Annotated in this window: 15 protein-coding genes and 1 other annotated feature; of the genes, 5 read left to right on the top strand and 10 right to left on the bottom strand. The window is 38.6% G+C overall.

Annotated features, from left to right (window positions below; genetic code table 11):
- Nucleotides 1-5: 5 nt before the first annotated feature.
- From J2S10_RS25890 to argS, 3 genes are all read right to left on the bottom strand, one after another.
- The gene (locus tag J2S10_RS25890) at nucleotides 6-500 is read right to left on the bottom strand and encodes a methylated-DNA--[protein]-cysteine S-methyltransferase (protein ID WP_307413844.1); all 495 of its coding nucleotides are present in this window, start codon (nucleotides 498-500) and stop codon (nucleotides 6-8) included.
- A gap of 121 nt (nucleotides 501-621) precedes the next feature.
- Nucleotides 622-1,089, bottom strand: a complete 468-nt coding sequence (locus tag J2S10_RS25885) for a DinB family protein (RefSeq protein WP_307413842.1) — start codon at nucleotides 1,087-1,089, stop codon at nucleotides 622-624.
- Nucleotides 1,090-1,158: 69 nt separating this feature from the next.
- Nucleotides 1,159-2,853: an arginine--tRNA ligase gene (gene argS / locus J2S10_RS25880; protein ID WP_307413840.1), complete on the bottom strand. Its 1,695-nt coding sequence runs from the start codon at nucleotides 2,851-2,853 to the stop codon at nucleotides 1,159-1,161.
- Nucleotides 2,854-2,905: 52 nt separating this feature from the next.
- Nucleotides 2,906-3,113: a binding site (T-box leader), on the bottom strand.
- Nucleotides 3,114-3,216: 103 nt separating this feature from the next.
- Here argS and J2S10_RS25875 point away from each other — a divergent pair.
- Together J2S10_RS25875 and J2S10_RS25870 are read left to right on the top strand one after the other, a co-directional pair.
- Nucleotides 3,217-3,471 (top strand): alpha/beta-type small acid-soluble spore protein, encoded by a 255-nt coding sequence (locus tag J2S10_RS25875; RefSeq protein ID WP_307413838.1) that lies wholly within the window; start codon nucleotides 3,217-3,219, stop codon nucleotides 3,469-3,471.
- A 286-nt stretch (nucleotides 3,472-3,757) separates the two neighbouring features.
- Complete coding sequence (locus J2S10_RS25870) at nucleotides 3,758-4,084, top strand: hypothetical protein (protein ID WP_307413836.1); 327 nt, start codon at nucleotides 3,758-3,760, stop codon at nucleotides 4,082-4,084.
- A 35-nt stretch (nucleotides 4,085-4,119) separates the two neighbouring features.
- Here J2S10_RS25870 and J2S10_RS25865 read toward each other — a convergent pair whose 3' ends face one another.
- The gene (locus J2S10_RS25865) at nucleotides 4,120-6,456 is read right to left on the bottom strand and encodes a YhgE/Pip domain-containing protein (RefSeq protein ID WP_307413835.1); all 2,337 of its coding nucleotides are present in this window, start codon (nucleotides 6,454-6,456) and stop codon (nucleotides 4,120-4,122) included.
- Between the two features lie 72 nt (nucleotides 6,457-6,528).
- Complete coding sequence (locus tag J2S10_RS25860) at nucleotides 6,529-7,104, bottom strand: TetR/AcrR family transcriptional regulator (protein ID WP_307413833.1); 576 nt, start codon at nucleotides 7,102-7,104, stop codon at nucleotides 6,529-6,531.
- Between the two features lie 234 nt (nucleotides 7,105-7,338).
- Between J2S10_RS25860 and gerXB the strand changes: the two genes are divergently transcribed.
- Genes gerXB through gerXC form a run of 3 tightly spaced genes read left to right on the top strand, consistent with a single transcriptional unit; the run spans nucleotide 7,339 to nucleotide 11,107 of the window.
- Nucleotides 7,339-8,436, top strand: coding sequence for a spore germination protein GerXB (gene gerXB / locus J2S10_RS25855; RefSeq protein ID WP_307413832.1), 1,098 nt, complete (start codon nucleotides 7,339-7,341; stop codon nucleotides 8,434-8,436).
- Complete coding sequence (gene gerXA / locus J2S10_RS25850) at nucleotides 8,423-9,913, top strand: spore germination protein GerXA (protein WP_307413830.1); 1,491 nt, start codon at nucleotides 8,423-8,425, stop codon at nucleotides 9,911-9,913. The genes gerXB and gerXA overlap by 14 nt, the downstream gene beginning before the upstream one ends.
- Nucleotides 9,914-9,931: 18 nt before the next feature.
- Nucleotides 9,932-11,107 (top strand): spore germination protein GerXC, encoded by a 1,176-nt coding sequence (gerXC, locus tag J2S10_RS25845; protein ID WP_307413827.1) that lies wholly within the window; start codon nucleotides 9,932-9,934, stop codon nucleotides 11,105-11,107.
- A gap of 89 nt (nucleotides 11,108-11,196) precedes the next feature.
- Here gerXC and J2S10_RS25840 read toward each other — a convergent pair whose 3' ends face one another.
- From J2S10_RS25840 to J2S10_RS25820, 5 genes are all read right to left on the bottom strand, one after another.
- The gene (locus J2S10_RS25840; RefSeq protein ID WP_307413824.1) at nucleotides 11,197-12,339 is read right to left on the bottom strand and encodes a mannitol-1-phosphate 5-dehydrogenase; all 1,143 of its coding nucleotides are present in this window, start codon (nucleotides 12,337-12,339) and stop codon (nucleotides 11,197-11,199) included.
- A gap of 5 nt (nucleotides 12,340-12,344) precedes the next feature.
- Nucleotides 12,345-14,435 carry a BglG family transcription antiterminator gene (locus tag J2S10_RS25835; protein ID WP_307413821.1) on the bottom strand — a complete coding sequence of 697 codons (2,091 nt, stop codon included), beginning with the start codon at nucleotides 14,433-14,435 and terminating at the stop codon, nucleotides 12,345-12,347.
- A 108-nt stretch (nucleotides 14,436-14,543) separates the two neighbouring features.
- Nucleotides 14,544-16,469 (bottom strand): PTS mannitol transporter subunit IICBA, encoded by a 1,926-nt coding sequence (locus J2S10_RS25830; protein ID WP_307413820.1) that lies wholly within the window; start codon nucleotides 16,467-16,469, stop codon nucleotides 14,544-14,546.
- A 181-nt stretch (nucleotides 16,470-16,650) separates the two neighbouring features.
- Nucleotides 16,651-17,091: a PTS sugar transporter subunit IIA gene (locus J2S10_RS25825; RefSeq protein WP_307413818.1), complete on the bottom strand. Its 441-nt coding sequence runs from the start codon at nucleotides 17,089-17,091 to the stop codon at nucleotides 16,651-16,653.
- 2 nt (nucleotides 17,092-17,093) lie between these two features.
- A complete protein-coding gene (locus J2S10_RS25820; RefSeq protein WP_307413817.1) occupies nucleotides 17,094-19,217 on the bottom strand; it encodes a BglG family transcription antiterminator in 2,124 nt (707 codons plus the stop codon).
- Nucleotides 19,218-19,565: the final 348 nt, after the last annotated feature.

Genomic DNA, 19,565 nt, shown 5'->3' with positions numbered 1-19,565 from the left:
AAAATCTAGGATTTTGTTTTGTGTCCTTCTGCTTCAAGCAACATTTCTTTAATGGGCGTGTTGCTGCCCGCATATCCAACTAAACTTCCGCCCTTACCGATGACGCGGTGACAAGGTATAATAATCGGCAGTTGATTAGCCCTATTTGCTTGACCCACCGCTCTAACGGCCTTCGGATTGCCAATCATTTCTGCCACATCTGAATAGCTTCGGATTTCTCCATACGGGATATTTAACAGCGCATTCCAAACTTTCTTTCTGAACTCTGTTCCCTCAATGGAAAGCGGCAAATCAAATTCTTTTCTCAGCCCGTTAAAATACTCATCTAATTGGCGTACGGCTTCGCCGCAAAGTGTCCTATCCTCTTTAATCGTTGGATTCTCTTTCAAAAACTTATTCCAATCCTCTTCGAAAAGCTCAACTCTTTTCACACCGGATTCATCTGCGATAACACGAATGATTCCAATTGGTGATTGGTATGCTGCAAACCCAAGACTCATACGATCGCTCCTGACAACTACTCCATTTTTTCTTTAGTATAGTTTCCTCATTTAAACTTCAGCTTCGGAATTTTTAAAATGAAAGAAGCTGACTCTATGGAGAGGCCAGCCTTTACATTCATTATTTCGCTGAAGCAGTTACAATCACGCGTTTCATTGCATGGATTTGTCCCAAATGGTTGGCTTCATGGAAAATGGCGAAATTAGCAACCTCGCCAAACGTTTCAAGACCAAGGAATGGATTTTTTAGCTTTTCATTCAAACTCTCTGCCGGAATCTCCTTAATCCGCTTCATTTGTTCTTTTAGTTGTGCCGATAATTCGCTGACAGAAGGGACATCTCCCTGCCAATCAGCCGGTTTCGTACCAGTAGCAAATAGTTCCATATACTTTTCCGGTAAGCTGTTTGATTTTTTAGGAAAACCAAACATAAATTGCTCTGCTACCGTTAATACATGGCCCACATGCCAATGAATCGTGTTATTAAAGCCTTCAGGCTGTACTTCAGTTATGCTCTCATCCAGTGCATCAACATTTTTTAAAAAAAAGCTTCTTGTTAGCTCAAAATGCTTAAACAATAATTCACTCATCAAATCTACCTCCCCAAATTATTCTGTTTAATTTTAACCAAAATCAGCTATTTATTAAAATATTTCACCCTACATTTCCTCAGGAGCTTCCAGCCCCAGTAATCGTAAGCCCTCCTTAAGAACAATTGTAACGGAAGCTGTAAGTGCTAATTTTGCTTGTTGCTCAGCACTTTCTTCAAGAATTTTTACTTCACCGTAGTATTTATTAAAGGCTTGTGCCAGGTCAATTACATATTTAGCGACTTGTGACGGATCCAAGTTCTCAAACGCTCTTTTAATAGTATTTGGGAATTCCATTAAATAGCTAATGACCTTCCATTCCTTATCCCAAGAATCATGATTTATTTCTGCCGAAAGTTCTGATTGCCATTGGCCTTTTCGTAAAATGGAACACGCCCTCGCATACGTATATTGCACGTATGGACCTGTTTCCCCTTCAAAACGAAGCATTTCTTCAAGAGAAAATTCGATATCATTCATCCGATGGTTTTTTAAGTCATGGAAAATGACGGCTCCAACTCCGACCTGTCTTGCGACTTCGTCTTTATATAACAGGTTAGGATTCTTTTCTTCAATATTTTGTCGTGCCATTGAGATCGATTCATTAAGTACTTCTTCTAGCAGAATAACCTTTCCTTTTCTCGTTGACATTTTCTTTCCGTCTTTTAACATCATCCCGAACGGAACATGATCCATTTGCTGAGCCCACCCGTAACCCATTTTATCCAAAACAGCGATTAACTGTTTAAAATGGAGACTTTGTTCATGTCCGACTACATACAGGGATTTCTTAAAATCATAGTTTTCCTTCCGATAGATAGCCGCAGCTAAATCACGGGTTGCATAAAGGGTGGCTCCATCCGATTTTTTGATTAGGCATGGCGGCAGTTGCTCTTCAGTTAACTCCACCACTAAGGCCTGATCAGATTCAACCAGCAATTGTTTTTCCTCGAGGAGTTTAACAACCGGGTCCATTTTGTCATTATAGAAGGCTTCCCCGGCAAACGAGTCAAATTGAACGTTCATTAATTCATAAATTCTCGAAAACTCTGTTAGTGATTCATCGCGAAACCATTGCCATAGAGTTAATGCTTCCGCGTCTCCTTCTTCCAGGCGTTTAAACCATTTTCGGCCCTCCTCAACAAGGGATGGATCCGTTTGTGCTTCCTCATGAAATTTGATATATAGTGCCAACAGTTCTTTAATGGGATTCTTTCTTACTTGTTCCGCTTCACCCCAAAGCTTATAAGCCGTGATAAGCTTGCCGAATTGCGTACCCCAATCGCCAAGATGGTTTATCTTTAGCGGATAATAGTTACATTTATCCGCAATTAAGGCTAACGAGTTCCCAATAACAGTTGAGCGCAAATGCCCCATGGAAAAGGGTTTGGCGATATTCGGAGAAGACATATCGATCGTTACCTTACCACCCTCTCCTAAATCAAGAGCACCATAGCTTTCCTTTTTCTGTAAGATATCGGTTATCAGCTTTTGGGCAACCGTCTGTTTGTTTAAAAAAATATTCACGTAGGCACCAATGACTTCTATTTTTTCAAAAATAGGTGAGGCAATTTTTTTACTTAATTCTTCAGCAATCACATTCGGTGATTTTCTTTTAGTTTTTGCTAAGAAAAAGCAGGGAAAAGCTAAATCACCATGCACTTCGCTTTTTGGCTTTTCAATTAGCAGCTCTAATTCACTCGCCGGGATTTCATTATCTAGTGACGTAGAAAGCAGGGCTGCAAGTTCTTTTTTAAAATTCATTTTCATAAGACCTCCCTTTATTTTTCTAAAACAAAAAACCCCCGCCTCTAAATAAAGAGACGAGAGTTCAACCCGCGGTACCACTCTAATTGTTCAAAAGAACCAGCTTACATTGTTAACGGAGTATTCTCCGGCATACCCTACTGTTTTCAGGCAGGCGTCTCAAAAGTGCGCTTCATTATCTGATCCCCGTCAGGCTTCCACCACCCCTGGCTCGCTAATACTTCACAGATAACTACTTTCTTTTTCATTGACTTTTTCCGAATTGTTTAACAATTATTATACTGGATAAAAAAGGATTTATCCAGTGAAGTTTATTATTTTTTTCAGGCGGGGAAATGATAAGGGAAAGGAGGAATCACCATGGCCAGAAGAAACAAAATCCTTGTCCCTGAAGCTAGAAGCGGCTTGGATCAGCTAAAAGCAAAGGTAGTAAATGTTCAAAACCCTGAGGATGCGAAGTTTGAAGCGGCGGAAGAAACTGGAGTTCCATTGAAAAAAGGGTACAATGGACAGCTGACTTCAGAACAGGCAGGAAAAGTCGGCGGAAGATTAGGCGGGAGCATGGTTCGTGAGCTAGTGAAAATGGCACAGGAAAATATAAGTAAACGGACATAAGAAAAGCGGAAGCGACCGTTTAGCGAAGTACACCAGTCGCTGGGCGCTCCTCAGAAAAGCTAACGCTTTTCTTTCGTGCGAGGTATCGCTTCCGAAGCATACTCTTATGGAGCTAGACAGTTATCAAAGTTCAAAGTAACTTTCTAATCACTAACGCAAACTCGGGGCATTATACCCGAGTTTTTTTCCAGAAGCAATTTTTAAATGTAAAGTTCACTAAATTTTAAAAAAGATTTGACAATTTCGTGACAATTGATAGAATATTCAGTATAAGGAGTTGATAACGATGCAGGGAAAACAGTTAAACACTTTACTCACTTTTAAAAAGGCCACTATTTATGGAATTAGCTTCGGAATGATTCTTTTTTTATTCAGCCTTTTTGCAAGCGGTTACAACCAAGGATATTTCCTCTCTATATTAGGGATCGGAATCATGGTTGCCTGCATGGTTGTTTTTGGTTTTGGAATGTTTTTAAGCCTGATTGAGGAATACACTTCAAACAGCAAAGGAAAAGTTCAAGCTCATTCTTTTAAAAAAAGTGATAGCTTCGCATACAAAGAGTTTAACCATTATAACCGTTCACTTAAGAGCAGATATGCAAATGTAAAATAAAAAGCTATCTCCTGCAAAAGGAGATAGCTCTTCTTTTATTGAAATTGCGGACCGCTCTGACGTTTGAATTTAACCACAAAGAATGTAAGAGTTACCGTGATAAACGCAGCAAAGAAAATCGCCATATGTGCGATATTCGCCCATAAAAAGCCAAAATCGCCTGTTGAAATAATCGCTCTAAATCCGGCAATTGAATAGGTCATCGGCAAGAATTGATTCAATTTTTGCAGAATCTTTGGCACCAATTCAATTGGATACGTTCCGGCACTGCTGGTTAATTGCAGGATTAGGATGATTACCCCTAAGAAACGGCCTGGATTATCAAGAACCGTTACCAGGAATTGAATAATCGCTAAGAACGTCCAGCTGGTAAAAATACTTAACATAACAAAATATGGAACACTCTTCACGACTAATCCGAGTCCTTGCAGGAGCACAAAGTCAGCCAAAAGCGCCTGACCAATACCGACCGCTAACAAAATGCCTAATTTACCGGCAAACCAGCCAAAGCCGCTTTTCGGCGCTGCCGCCGGTTCAAGCATTGGAAAGATAATCGAAAGCATCAGTGCTCCGACAAACAAGCTTAACGATAAGAAATAAGGGGTAAATCCGGTACCATAGTCCGGAACATGGTTCATCCGGTCTTCTTTTAGATTGACTGGCTTCGCGAACATATTGTAGACACCCTTATTCGCTTTGACATCACTTGCGTCCTTTGCACCCTTATTCAGTTCCGTACTTAACTCTTTCGATCCATCTGAGAGTTTCCCCATGCCGCTTGTCAATTCTGAAGAACCACCGGCAAGACGGTCAATTCCATTCTTCAAGTCCGTATTCCCTTCGGAAAGTTTACCTGTGCCATCCGCTAATTGGGTAGAACCCTGTGCCAGCTGGTTGGTTCCATCTTGAAGCTGTACAGAACCCGCTGCTAATTGATTTAATCCGGTTGTTAAACTGCTGTTACCACCGGTAATTTGACTAAAACCATTTTCGGCCTCAGCCAGCTTTGAAGCGAAAACACTTAAGCCTTGTGTTAGCTGCTCCTGCCCGCCTGCAAGCTGTTTCGCACCTGCAGACAGTTGACTAACGCCTGTTGCAAATTGACTTTGCCCTTGATTCAGTTGACCTGCTCCTGTTGCTAATTGATCAGATGCTTGTTTTAAAAGGCCTGCATTATCTGATAATACTGCAACGCCCCCGGAAACCTTTTGACTGCCTTCTGATAGCTGTTGCAAGCTTGCTTCCAAGCCTTCAAGCTTTGCCTTTTCAGCAGGATCCGCAGTACCGTCGGCCATTGCACTGACTTGGGTAACTACTTGCTGAAGTCCTTGGCTTACTTTGTCAGCTCCTGTCTTGGTGTCCCCTGCTCCTTGTTTCCATTTCTCAATCGATGAAGAAAGCTGACCCATATTATCAGCCAGTTGCTTGGAGCCGTTTTGAAGCTCCGGAAGCTTTGCTGCTGCTGAATCTAATCCTTCAGATAATTGCTTGGCACCTGCTTCGGACTTTTTCGCTCCATCTAACAATTGGGCATTGCCGGCCTTTATTTGACCAAGCCCTGACCCGAACTGCTGAAGTCCATTTTGAACTTGTTTAGCCCCTGTCGAAGCAGACACAACACCTTGTGAAAACTCCACTGATTTTTTGGCAAGCAGCGTAAGGTTTTGTTGGATTTGCTTGGCACCGTAGTCAACGGATTTGGCACCCTTACTTAAGTCAGCAACGCCGCTTTTGGCAGTATTTATCCCTGTATTTAAATCCCCTGCACCATTTTTTGCTTGATCAATGCCATTATAAAGATCTCCGGCACCATTACTTGCTTTGTCTAATCCTTTTGCAACATCCTTAATATTAGTAAAAATTGATTCTGCATAAGTCTCGGTAACAGTGCTTGCCACTTCATCCTTAATTTTGGTAACGGCTGAATCACCAATTTTTGAAGACAGATAATTAAAGCCTTCATTTGGAGTATAAATCAAATTTAATTTTTTCGGATGGTCACTTTGCAAGGTTGTGGCATTTTTGGAAAAATCTTTTGGAATTTCAACTTTTATATAATACTTCTGATTTTTAAGCCCTTTATTCGCCTGCTTCTCACTGACAAATTGCCACTCAAAGCTTTTCTTCTTTTTTAAATTCTTCACTAAATCATTGCCAATCTCTAACTTTTTGCCGTTATAAACCGCTCCTTGGTCTTGATTTACAATGGCGACCGGCATTCTGTCCACATGGCCGTATGGATCCCAAAATGCCCATAAGAATGTTCCGCTATAAAGCAGTGGAATCGTCATTACCCCGATAACTGCAATAAGCAGCTTACGATTACGGAGGATTCCTAAAAATTCACTTTTTAATGATGCTAACACCTTCATCTGTTTTCCTCCTATTAACTTTTCTAAATGACTGTTTTTCCCAACTGGTCATTTTTCTTTAAAAAAGAAGAATCACCATTGTGATAATCCTTTTAATAAGAATATTTCCATTAACTCTGCGATTTGTTCTGAACTCAGCGGCTGATGATTTTTTTCCCAATCGGAAACAAGTGCAATATACATTTTCAAAAGCAGGAAGCTGGTAATTTCAGTGTCAGCCGCCGGAATTGCTCCTTTGTCTATTGCGGTTTCAATTTTCTTTTTTAAATATGCAATGATTTCATCCTCAATGTGTTGAAGCATTTCAGATACAGCTAAGGTTCCCATTTCCCTCTCTTCTTGGATCAATTTAATCATTAGCTGGTGCTGTGAGCGAAATTCTAATAACCGATAAAGGGCACGATGGACATTTTCAGTAAAAGTTAATTCTGGTTGAATCACACTTTCAGCTTCAGCAATCATTTCTTTTACCATCGTAGAAATGATTTCTTCAAAGAGCTCTTCTTTATTTTTAAAAAAAGTATAAATTGTCCCCTTCCCAACGTTTGCAAGCTTTGCGACTTGATCCATCGTTGTCGCTTTATAGCCAAACAATGAAAAGGACTTGGTCGAGGCCTCAATAATCATCTTTCTTCTATCAGTAGCCATCGGAACTCCTTTTTTGACTGTTTTAGTTTTTTGGTCAGTTAAGAACGAATATAAATATACCACATTCCCCCATTCGATTCAACTATTTTAAAGTTAGTATTGGCCATAATTAGTACCTGTATGCTGAAAAGTTTGGTTGTTTATAAGAGATTGGAATTGCCTCCTTATCATAGAAAAAATCCCAGCTGGTTATACTATCATGGAATTGAAGATAGGTTCACTAGGAGAATACACTTGAAAAAACAAACAATAAGTCTGCTACAAATGTCTCTTATTCTAATTGGCAGCACAGGCATTATCAACCATGTAGTTATTATCCCTATGTTACTGGACGTTTCTGGTCGTGATTCCTGGATTACCATTTTGTTCTCATCCGTTGCTTATCTATTTTTGATTCCTATTCTCTTTTTTATCCAAAAACGTATGAATGGAGAACAGCTGTTTCTTTGGCTTAGGGGGAACTTCGGGGTTTTTATTGCCTATCCATTAATGGCAATAATCCTCTTATACTTATTCTTCTTGAGTGTTGTAACTTTAAAGGAAACGTTAACTTTTTTATCGTTTTATCTCCCGATGACACCTAAACTTTTTTTAGGAGCTTTATTTTCTATTATCTGTTTTTATAATTCAAGGCACGGGATTCAATCCATAGCCCTAACAACAGGTATCCTTCTGCCGATCGTATTTGTTTTAGGTTTCTTTGTCATGACGGCAAATTTCCCAAATAAAGATTTCTCTTTATTAAAACCATATTTGGAGCATGGCATCTCACCGATCATAAATGGCATGATATATCCTGTGTCAGGTTATATCGAGTTAGGCTTTATCCTATATTTGCATCAATACGTAAATACAAAAATAAAGTTCACATCTTTTATTTGGATCGGGATCATTTTTATAACACTTACACTTGGACCAACAATTGGAGCGATCACAGAGTTTGGACCATTCGTAGCTGCAAAGCAACGTTACCCGGCCTTTGAGGAATGGAGGCTTGTAGCAATTGGTCGCTATATTGAACATCTCGACTTTTTATCCGTTTATCAGTGGTTTGTAGGAGCTTTCATCCGCTTGTCACTTCTTACTTTTTTAATCCCTGATCTTCTGCAAATTACAAATAAGAAGGTAAAAGATGGATTACAGATCTTCATTCTCGGAGGGATAACTCTGCTGTCAACTTGGTCTATTAACGATTCTTCTTTTTATTGGTTTTTATCCCGCCTATTTATGCCGTACTCTGTAGCATTAATTCTTTTTCTTTCTGTATTCTTAGCGTTCCTATCCTTGATTGTGAATAAGAAGAAAGGAATAAAATCAAATGAAGCGCATTAAACATGTTGTTCAAGATACGAGTAACATCAAGTGGGATGAGGAAGTTTTACAGGGATGGTTTGAGGGATGCAACGATGTCTACATCCAAAAACAGCATTTAGGCAAAGACTTACATACGTTCTCTATTCTTACAGTATATTGTCAAAGTCTCATTGATATAAAAGAATTGAGAAGAACGATATTGCCTCATCTTCATGAGGTGCTGGAAAATGATTTTTCCGGTGATTCAAAGGAATTAGAGTCGAAGGTTGTTTTCCCTTTAACCTCCTTAAAGCCAGATTTATTACCCGAAGACATCGCCCAAAAAATTTTTGAAGGCGAATTGATCTTTTTGCTCCCTGAATTTAAGCTGGCCTATTCAATCAAAGTAGCTCAATTACCTGCAAGATCAGTAGAAGAGCCTAGTACAGAAGTTACTCTGAAAGGAGGAAGGGACGGGTTTGTTGAAGAGCTGCAAACAAATGTAGGTTTAATTCGGAAAAGATTAAAAACATCCTCTCTTAGTTACGATGAATTTGTAATCGGAACCAGAAGTAAAACTAGGGTTGCAGTTCTATATTTGAGGGACGTTATTTCACTGGATTTATTAGCACAGGTACGATCCCGTCTAAAAGAAATTAATGTCGACGCCGTTGTTTCGTCTACGCAAATAGAAGAGCTTATTACCGATCGGACTTACAGTCTTCTTCCTTTATTGGAATACACCGGACGGCCTGATTATGCTGTAAGTTGTTTACTTACTGGTCGATTCATTATATTAGTTGAAGGCTCCCCGACTGCGACAATTGGACCGGTCACCCTGCCATTTTTCGTGAATAACGCAGAGGATCAACATTCTACGTCCCCTTTTGCAAGCTTCGGTAGGGTACTAAGAATCTTCAGCTTACTAGTATCCGTTTTCCTTCCAGGATTTTGGATTTCTTTAGTCGCCTATCATCCTGATCAAATTCCCTATACGTTGTTGGCAACACTGACCTTGTCAAGAGAGGGTGTACCATTGCCTGCTGCCCTGGAGGGCTTCATCATGCTTTTTTTATTTGAGTTGCTTAGAGAGGCTGGACTTAGGATCCCTTCTACTGTTGGCCAAACATTATCCGTTGTAGGTGGTTTAATCATTGGGCAAGCTGCCATCAGTGCTGGATTCTCCTCCCCAGGTATAGTAGTCATGATGGCAATTTCTGTCGTTTCAACCTTTACTTTAGTCAATCAGTCACTAACTGGAACGTTAAGTATCCTCCGTTATTTTGTCTATATTTTCTCATCCTTTCTCGGAGTAGTAGGGCTCATATTTGCTATCTTTATCATTTTTATTCATCTCGTGAATCTTCGCTCTTTTGGGATTCCGTTTATGACACCCTACTCTCCGTTTGTACCATCTAGTGTTTTACCTGCTACATTCCGAGTTCGTTTTAAAAACATGCTGAAACGGCCGAAAGAGCTTCACACAAACGATAGCACAAGAAAAAAGGATGAGTAAAAAGGATGAGTAAAAAGGATGAAAAAAATCCCACTTCAGCAAAAGCTTCTTATGGTATTTGCATCCATTTTCCTGCTAACTGGTTGTTGGGATACCCGAGAAGTAGAACATGTATGGTATATTAATGCCTTAGGAATTGACTTTCAAGACAACCGTTACGTTATCTACCCTCAATTAATTAATTTTTCAACCTTTGCCAAACAGGAAGGTTCTGCAAATCGGGCTCCACAGCCAATTTTTATCGGAAAAGGAAGCGGGGAGATTTTAGACCATACAGCGTTCGATTTTTATAGAACGGCCCAACAACAGGTGTCTTGGGAGCATATTAAAACAATTGTATTCTCTGAAAATGTCCTGAAAAATGGAGATATACGACAAATCGATGAATTCTTAGCCCGATTCTTTCAGTTTAGAAATAGGATGTGGGTGTTTGGAACAAAGGAATCAATTCAAGATGTGTTGGCAACCGGGACCATCCTGAATATCTCACCCCTTTATACTGTTATGGATATCCCAAATGAAATGACAAAAAATTATTCCCTTTTTAGTCCTTTGAAGTTCTTTAAATTTCGTGCCAATTTTTATGAGCCTGGAATGACAACACAAATTCCTTACTTATCTATTGAAAAAAAAAGATGGAAATCAAACAAAAAGGATTTCCCCCTGCTAAAGTATAGCGGAACGGCTTTTGTAGCATCGAAGCGCTACAAAGGGTACATGTCTGAGAAGGACTTAACAGGCTTAAAATGGACAGATAAGATGATAAAACGAGCACCTATCCAATTAAAAAGAGATGGGGAGCCAGTTGCCGAAATCGTGCTGAAAAAACCAAAAATCAAAATCCAGCCCTACATTAAGGACCACAAACCCCATTTTCGGATGAAACTTAGCTTTGAGGGGGATATTTTCCAAATAGTAAAGTATTTACCTGTGAAAACTTTAGAATCACTATCAGAACAAATGCTGCAAAAGGAGGTCAAAAGAACCTACACAATTGGACTAAAAAAAGAAATTGATGTATATCAGCTTTCGCAAATACTTTATCGTAATAATGTAGAATCATGGAAAAAACATGAAAAACACGGTGTTATCCCGCTTTCTCCATCTTCCTTAGATGTAGATGTAAAGGTGCAAATTATGACGAGCGGCCAATGGAAGCCTACCAATTTGAAAAAACCCTTCTCTAGGGAGTAAGGAGCATATTCAAGCAAACAAGGATGCCGTGCAGACGGCATCCTTGTTTCATTAATAAGAACAGTGTTTAAGGGAGGAGTTAAAATATCTTATTTCTTTATAGCATTGTACTGGTTTACAATTTCACGAGTGATTTCGCTGTTTTCGTCTAATCCGCTTACTTCTTTAAGCATAGCTGGAATTCCATTATCCTTAATCAGCGCTTGAAGCTTTACTGCTTCCTCATCTCCTTGGTAATCAAAGAGTAAGGCAGAAGCAATTGCCTTTGCAAGATTCGTAAAGCCTAGCCCGGCTTTCTTAGCCTCTGTAGCCGGACGCACCAGACGGTCATTCGGTCCAAGCTTACGAAGTGGCGAGCGTCCAACCCTTGTTACACCATCATTAAGGTAGGGATTTTTAAACCGATTAATAATCTTGTTGATATATTGTTGGTGCTCATCTTGATTTAATCCATATTGTTTAATTAAATAAGCGCCAGTTTCGCCAAGTGTGGCCTGAACTTGCTTGACAATCTCCTCATCTGCTAAAGCCTGGTCAATCGTCGATTTGTTCTTAAGATATCCCAGATAAGCAATAACTGCATGCCCCGTGTTTACTGTAAAAAGCTTTCTTTCAATAAAAGGAGCAAGGTCTGATACAATTGTCATTCCCTCAATCGAAGGGATGGTTTCTCTTGTCTCCACAACCCATTCATAATATGGTTCAACAAGAACATCGAGCGAACCTTGATTGTTTTGAATAGGAACAATACGGTCAACTGCGGAATTAAAGAAAAAGACTTTGTCTGCTAATTTCGATGTTGTCTCTTCATCTAAATGTTCAAATATATATCCTTTTAATAGGTCTGTTGCCGATATTTGATTTTCGCAGGCAATAACATATAGTTTTTCAGCATTTGAATTAACTCTTTCAGTCAATCCTTTCGCAATTAAAGGTGCAATACGTGGAAGGATATTCGGTCCGATAGCTGTCGTAAGATAGGTAGCATGCTTGATCGCTTCAATTACTTCGTTGTCCTGTGTCATATTATTTAGGCCGGATACGTTATCAATTGTCATGCTTTCATGTTTATCGGTTGCCAACTTAACCTGATACTGCTTTTTTTCGTTTAACATATTAATCACTTGATCAGCAATATCAACAAAGGTTACATGATATCCGGACTGAGAAAAAAGTGCTCCAATAAATCCTCTGCCAATATTCCCTGCACCAAAATGGACTGTTTGTTTCATTTTTATCATTCCTTTATTATATTTGTGTAAAGATAATCTAAAAAGTTTTCTTCTAATTTTTGCAGAATATGCTGTTCATTCGCTGAGGAAAAAATCATGATGGATTCAGGGCTCTCAATTAAACTAGTACTAATCAAGCTTACTATTTCCTGCACTCTTACCCTTAATTCCACAGGTGCCAACATGAGAAACAAATTCTTCATATACATGATTTTTCCGTCCATGCCTTTAATTTGTATAGGTTCATCTAAATGAGTAACTTGGAAAATTAGCTCATGGACATTTTCATGCCTGCAGTGAAAAAGAGCCATTTCTGTATCCGGTATTCCTAATCCACCTTTTCTTTCCCTGTCCTTAAGTGACTCCAACACATTTTTTACATGTGTTAAAAGCTTTTCCTTTTCGGCCATCTTAACCATTTTTTCAATAATCTGTTCATGTCCTCTTTGATGCGGCATCTTATAAACACGGAAATTAGTTAAAACAGCTTGGATACTTTTTCGGACATCTTCCAGCTCCTGTAAAATCGAGGAAACTCCTACCTTTGTTAAGTTAATTGATAGAGTCTCTTTTTGCGGAATTTTTATAAAGTGCTTTTTTTTCGTTAGATTCTCAATGTTATTCCGTAAAAAACCCCTGATTGTCAGAATATTCTCCTCATTGAGGAGAGGAGAAACCAAGAGATAATCGATGTCTAAAAATGGAAGACGAACAGTGGAGATAATAACATCATAGCTTTTTAAATTACCATGTTGCTGAATATCCTTAATCGAACTGATTTCTATTGAATTAATCTCAATGATTTCTTTTTTTATTCGGCTCGCAAGCATCTTAGATGTTCCTATACCGGTGGGACATACAATCAAAGCTTTTATTAAAATTTCTTCTTCTCTCATAACCAATGCAGACCCAAAATGAAGTACAATGAAGGCTATTTCATCATCAGGAAATTCATCAATTTCTATAAATTCCTTTTCTACGCTGTTCTTGACCGCCATGAATAGGACGGGATACTTTCGTTTAATTTCCTCTTTTAATGGATTGAATAGACCCATTTGCTGTTTAAGCCGGAATAATGAAGGCTCCAAATGAGCCAGCAGCCCTTGATACAAAGAAAAGTCGATTGTTAAATCAACATGAAGCTGCGAAGACACATTTTGTATTAAGTTTTTTATCTTCTGGCTCAGCAAAACACTATCATAGGGAACCTCATCCGCAGCTTGAAGCTTAGAACCTTTTAGAATCACTGACAAATACACTAAATCCTCTTTTGTAAACTCTACCGAAAATGCATTTTCAAGTTCGTCACTTATTTTCCTAATAAGGTTATATTCATGTGACAGTTCACTAGTAAAATCTCCATCTTCATCAAGTTGAAAATCTTCTTCCGTCCTTTGCATGGTAATACCAATATGTACAATTAATCTGATATAATCAAAATCCGCAAGACGGGGCTGAAAACTATTAAAGGTAGCATTTATTAATCGATCAATAGCTAGGAGATAGTTTGGTTTTAAATAATACAGAATCAATTCTTCAGAGCACTTTTCATTTTCTAAAAGAAATATACTCTCAATCAGTTCTTCATGAAAATTAAGCAAATAATAGCCCGCAAGAGCTTTGCGTTTGTCTGATTCTGACCCCAAAAGATCGATCCCAACACCTCTTTTTCTAATAATTCGGATATTAAATCGACTTAACCACTCGGTTAATTCATCCAAATATGTCGTAAGGGTTGAAATACTTACACCTAGATAAACGGATAGCGCTTGGATTTTAAATGCTTCTTCTTGCAATAAAGCTAGAAGCAGCTGCAGTTTCTTTTCCTGTGGTGGTTGATCAATTGTTTCAACATCCAATAAGTGCTGGATGAGCCGAAATACTTGTTCATTCTTTCCATCTATAATTAGACCTTTATTTGAATTACGCGCAAGCTGAAGCTCGAATGACTTAAGAATTTTTTCTACTGATTTTAAATCACGTTGAATCGTCCGGACACTCACATTTAAATAGGCTGCAATCGACGATGCGGTGTGTTTTCCTGAAGTTTTAATAATTAATTCAATGATTGTTTTTTCCCTTGAGGTAATAAACATGCTACCATCTCATTTCAGCTGAAATAACATTAGAAAAGCACATGCGTCATAGCTACATACCAAGAAAAAAGTGAATAGAAAAGCAGCAAAGCCGCTTTTCTATTCGTTTCAAACTAAACTTTCTATTTTTTTACCATTCAGTATATCCATTATTTCTCTTGACGATTTTGCAACCACTAGCTTTTCAATATTTTCCATATCAGAACAAGTAACGGCAATTCCAGATAATATTTCAAGATGTGTTCCATCTTTGCCGGCAATACCGAAAATCAACCGAACCTTTTGGCCGTCAAAATCTACTCCATTAGGAACTTGTAAAACCGTAAATCCGGAATTAAGGACATCCTTTTTCGCTTCTTCGGTACCATGTGGGATTGCTACATCATTCCCCATATAGGTTGAGGTCATTTCATCACGCGCGATCATCGCTTCAATATAGCTTTCCTTCACATATCCAGCCTTTACTAAAGCTCTACCGGCGAAACGTATTGCTTCTTCCTTATTGGAGAATTCTTGATTTAAGAATATATTTTCTTCCTTCAGCAATGCATCATCAGCATCAAAATTGTCAGCAAAAGTGACACTTGCATCAGCATCCTCAACAATTTTCTCTAGCACATCCATTTCAGGATTTTTAAGCTGATCAATTAATTTATCGTATTCAGGACTAGAGAGGAAGTTATCGACCGACACATGGTATGCGTTTGGAACTTTATTGTTAGCTCTTGGTGTTAGCTCTTCCTGTGTAATCACAATCTGTGCATCTGACGGAATATTACTAATCGCCGTATTCGTGACAGAAATATTCAAGCCTGCTTCCTTTACCTTTTTACGAAGCAGAGAAGCTCCCATTGCACTTGAACCCATTCCGGCATCACAAGCAAAAACAATTTTGCTTACGTTCTCAGGCAGTGAATTTGAATTTGAAGCAAATACATTTGCTACAGAGCTTTTCTTTCCTTTTATTTCTTGCATTTTTCTAGCAGCCTCTTCAATGTTTTCATCTGTTTGCTTACTTGTTTTTAAAATGAATGATGAAAGAACAAAGGATACGATTCCAGCTACCAGAACCCCGGCGAAGTTAGCAATGTAAGAACTAGCATGGTGCGGAGTAACAGCTGTGATTGCTAAAATACTACCAGGTGACGCAGGAGCGAATAAACCTCCGCCTAAAAGAACCAATGTGAATACTCCACTCATTCCACCTAAGATTACCGCAATAAACAACATCGGGCGCATTAAAATATAAGGAAAATAAATTTCATGAATTCCACCAAAGAACTGGATAAGTGCTGCTCCCGGTGCAGATTTCTTAGCCGCTCCTTTGCCAAAAATACAATAAGCAAGCAAAACACCGATACCAGGTCCAGGATTGGCTTCAAGTAGAAATAATACTGACTTTCCGCTTTGCTTAACTTGCTCAACACCAATTGGTGAAAGCACACCATGATTGATGGCATTATTCAAGAACAATACTTTTGCAGGTTCAATGATGATACTGGTCAACGGTAATAATCCCGTTCCCACTAGCCAATCGACACCTTTTACAAGCCAGCCGGTAAACACGTCCACAGCAGGGCCGATAGCTAAAAACGCAAGAATTGCCAGCAATCCTCCAAGGATTCCTGCTGAGAAATTGTTAACTAGCATTTCAAAACCAGATTTAACTTTTCCTTCAATCCATTGGTCAAATTTCTTTATAACGTAACCACCGATTGGTCCCATAAGCATGGCACCAAGAAACATCGGAATATCTGCTCCTGCTATTACACCCATCGTTGCAATTGCTCCAACTACTGCACCACGTTGGTCGTGTACTAGCTTACCGCCTGTATAACCTATTAAAAGCGGAAGCAAATAAGTAATCATAGGGCTAACCATTTTGGCAAGGTTTTCATTTGGAAAGAAACCAGTAGGAATAAATAATGCCGTAATTAACCCCCATGCAATAAAAGCTGATATATTTGGCATAACCATCGAACTTAGGAAATTACCAAACTTTTGTACAGCTACTTTTATATTAGATTGAGCCATTTGCTCTCTTCCCTTCATTGTTAGAGTACCTTAATAAGAATAAAGTACGAATCTCACTCATTCAATAAAGAAGAAAGCTATCTTTGTCGTCACAAATTAGACAAATTTATTGTTTCTCAAAAAAATGAAATATACACGTTACACTAACCGATGCTTACCGTCCCCCAAATGTATGGATAATCTATCCTTCCACACCTTCAAAGATTTCTAGAATTTCATCTGCTGTTTTTGCATTTACCAATCTTTCAATATTCTCTTCCTCAGAGCAGACAATCGCAATATTAGATAAAATATCAAGATGTTCATCATTTTTGCCGGCAATTCCAATAAACAGCTTTACGATGTTTCCAGCGCCAAAATCAACTCCCTGGGGTACTTGGACAAATGAAATTCCTGAGTTCTTGACAAACTCCTTTGAATCCTCTGTACCATGCGGAATGGCGACAAAATTACCCATATAGGTAGATGTTAACTCTTCTCTTTCAAGCATTTTTCCGATATAGCTTGCATCGACATATCCTTTTTCAACAAGGATACTTCCTGTTAATTTAATCGCTTCTTCTTTAGTTCCGACAGATGCATTTAATAAGATATTTTCTTTTGCTAAAATGGCTTGAGACATGGTTAAACACTCCTTATTTCTTGTAATTTCTCTGTGAAAAATTGATCAAATCTTGATGTCAACAATGCTGAAATCTGTTCCTTGTTTTCCGACTGAAAAATAGAAATGGTTTCTTCACTTTCAATTAACAATGAGCTAAGAAAACTTAATACTTCCATTTCTTCTTCTGAAGCTATTACAGGTGCCAGTAACAAAACTAAATGCTTCATTTTCATATAAGCATTATCCATTCCCGGTACTTCAATAGGGTTTTTAAGGGTATAGATTGTGAAGGTGGGTGCGATCACATTTACTGATCGAGCATGATATAATGCCATCGTTGTTCCGGTGATTCCTAGCCCCCCAAGCTTTTCTCGTTCGATTAACGAAAAAACAACCTCTTCCCTATCCTTAATCTTTTGGTCAGCATAAAGCTCTTGACATGCCTGTGTTAATAGGTCCTCAATCGTGGAATATCCATCTAGCTCTTTTCTGTCGAAGCCTATTAATATCTTAGAGATTGCCTTGGCAAAATCCTGAACACTGTCCATTTCTTCAACAAGTCTTTGGACACTTTTTTTACTTTCTACAGTCTTTAATGTGCTGCCCGTTTTTTTTTGGCCGGCATTCTTTTTTAGCAATTGGGCAATAACCGTGCGAATTTTTTCAATCTCAACTTTATTTAGAATCGGACTTACCAGAATATAATCTTCCTGAAAGCCGGGGATTGGAATCGTTGAGATGACCAAGTGATAATCACTTGCTTTCATTTTCTTAAATTCCATTACTGATATATTTTGTATTTGATCCAGTTCAGGGAACTCTTTTTGCAATCTGGTTACGAGCATCTTCGATGTGCCTATTCCACTAGAGCATATCACTAATGTATTAAGCTCTCCCATTACCTTATTACCGAGCACCGCAGCCCCAAAATGCATCACAAGATAGCCTATTTCCTCATCAGGAACATGAAACTCAAAAAACACTTGTTCAACCGCTTCTTTTACGACAGAAAACAGCTCTCCATAATCGTTCTTAATTTTTTCTAACAACGGGTTACTTATCCCCATATTCTGTTTAATCCGATAGAGGGCAGGTTTTAAATGCATCATTAATCCTTCAAATAACGAACGATTATTTGTTAAATCCCTATCTAATAGTCTTTCAACATACTCAATGAGATCCTTTGTTTTAATTCCTGCCTGCAGACTGGATGCTTCCATCAAGTATTCATGATCATGGCGCAGTTTCGCACCCATTAGATGCATCGTGATATACCCAATCTCTGCTTCAGGAATCGTAATTTGAAATGATTGTTCTAATTGTTCAACAATCTTTTTCGCAAATAAATATTCTTTTGTTGATTGTTGATTTTCTAAATAAGAAGGATCGATTGTGATGCCTTCTCCTTTTTGGATTCTTTCTACAGCGAGCGCCAAGTGGACAACTAAACCAATATAGGCGCTGTCTGCCATTGAAAAAGGAAGCTCCTGACTGATGGATTCGATCACATTCTCGACAATGAGCAGCTTTTTCCTTTCAACTAAACCTAATAGCTTTTCAGATACGGTATCAATTTGCTGATTGGAGCGTTTTTGAATATTTTCTTTTGCCAATGAAAGAATTTCTGATTCATCCAGATTCTCAGCAATTAAACTCCTCATGGCTTTTCGTTTTGCGGTCTCAGAGCCTTCAATTTCAACCCCGTAACCTCTTCTTCGGATTAATGACAACCCAAATGACTTTAAGCTATCTTCTAATTTCGTTAAGTCATTACTAACCGTTGCAATGGTTACATTAAGATCATTTGCCAGACCAAGCAGCTTTACCGGCTCATTTGACTCCAGCAGCGTGCATAAGATCATCGTCTGCCGTTCATCCGGTGTATATTCGGTATGGTAGAGATTGAATAAAAACATCTCAAGGTCGCGAATCTTGGTTTTATCGCCTGTAATCTGGATTCCTACACCTGATTTTTTTTGCAAAATTAGATTGTACTCTTCAAGAATATCTTCCACATTCTTTAAATCACGGTGTACGGTTCTTCCACTTACGCCTATTTTGTCTGCGAGGTCTTTTACGGTCAACTCATTTGATTCGGTTAGTAAGATTTCAAGAATTTGTCTTTCTCTTGCTGAAATATACATAGATCTCACTCCGTTTAGGAATTCCGACTAGCGTCCTCCTACCCTAGGTTGTTGCCAAAATTATAATTTCAAACTTACATTTTAATAGTAAAACGTTAAACACCTTTATACAACAAGAGGAAAAACGAAATTAGTCATCATACTTGTTGACAAAATTATAAAAGCGGAAGCGCCTTGCTCAGGGGCGACAGGCATAAGACGAGCCAGCAAGGTTGCTTTTTAACCTTCAGTACGGATTGGCTTATGACCCCGAGCCCCTAGGCGCTGGAGCTGGACAATTCTTAAAGATTGAATTTTATACTAGATTTTCTTGTAAATAAAGAACCCGGCATTCACCGGGTTCCTTTT

This window comes from Neobacillus ginsengisoli, assembly GCF_030813055.1.
Note: the sequence above shows the minus strand (reverse complement) of the source record. Positions and strands in the feature narration are given on the sequence as shown.

Excerpts from the sequence above, each read along its gene's own strand:
- J2S10_RS25870 (WP_307413836.1), top strand. The coding sequence starts at position 3,758 with ATGCAGGGAAAACAGTTAAACACTTTACTCACTTTTAAAAAGGCCACT.
- J2S10_RS25860 (WP_307413833.1), bottom strand. The coding sequence starts at position 7,104 with ATGGCTACTGATAGAAGAAAGATGATTATTGAGGCCTCGACCAAGTCC.
- J2S10_RS25835 (WP_307413821.1), bottom strand. The coding sequence starts at position 14,435 with ATGTTTATTACCTCAAGGGAAAAAACAATCATTGAATTAATTATTAAA.
- J2S10_RS25865 (WP_307413835.1), bottom strand. The coding sequence starts at position 6,456 with ATGAAGGTGTTAGCATCATTAAAAAGTGAATTTTTAGGAATCCTCCGT.
- J2S10_RS25890 (WP_307413844.1), bottom strand. The coding sequence starts at position 500 with ATGAGTCTTGGGTTTGCAGCATACCAATCACCAATTGGAATCATTCGT.
- J2S10_RS25830 (WP_307413820.1), bottom strand. The coding sequence starts at position 16,469 with ATGGCTCAATCTAATATAAAAGTAGCTGTACAAAAGTTTGGTAATTTC.
- J2S10_RS25825 (WP_307413818.1), bottom strand. The coding sequence starts at position 17,091 with ATGTCTCAAGCCATTTTAGCAAAAGAAAATATCTTATTAAATGCATCT.
- J2S10_RS25875 (WP_307413838.1), top strand. The coding sequence starts at position 3,217 with ATGGCCAGAAGAAACAAAATCCTTGTCCCTGAAGCTAGAAGCGGCTTG.
- J2S10_RS25820 (WP_307413817.1), bottom strand. The coding sequence starts at position 19,217 with ATGTATATTTCAGCAAGAGAAAGACAAATTCTTGAAATCTTACTAACC.
- argS (WP_307413840.1), bottom strand. The coding sequence starts at position 2,853 with ATGAATTTTAAAAAAGAACTTGCAGCCCTGCTTTCTACGTCACTAGAT.
- J2S10_RS25885 (WP_307413842.1), bottom strand. The coding sequence starts at position 1,089 with ATGAGTGAATTATTGTTTAAGCATTTTGAGCTAACAAGAAGCTTTTTT.
- gerXC (WP_307413827.1), top strand. The coding sequence starts at position 9,932 with ATGAAAAAAATCCCACTTCAGCAAAAGCTTCTTATGGTATTTGCATCC.
- J2S10_RS25840 (WP_307413824.1), bottom strand. The coding sequence starts at position 12,339 with ATGAAACAAACAGTCCATTTTGGTGCAGGGAATATTGGCAGAGGATTT.
- gerXA (WP_307413830.1), top strand. The coding sequence starts at position 8,423 with ATGAAGCGCATTAAACATGTTGTTCAAGATACGAGTAACATCAAGTGG.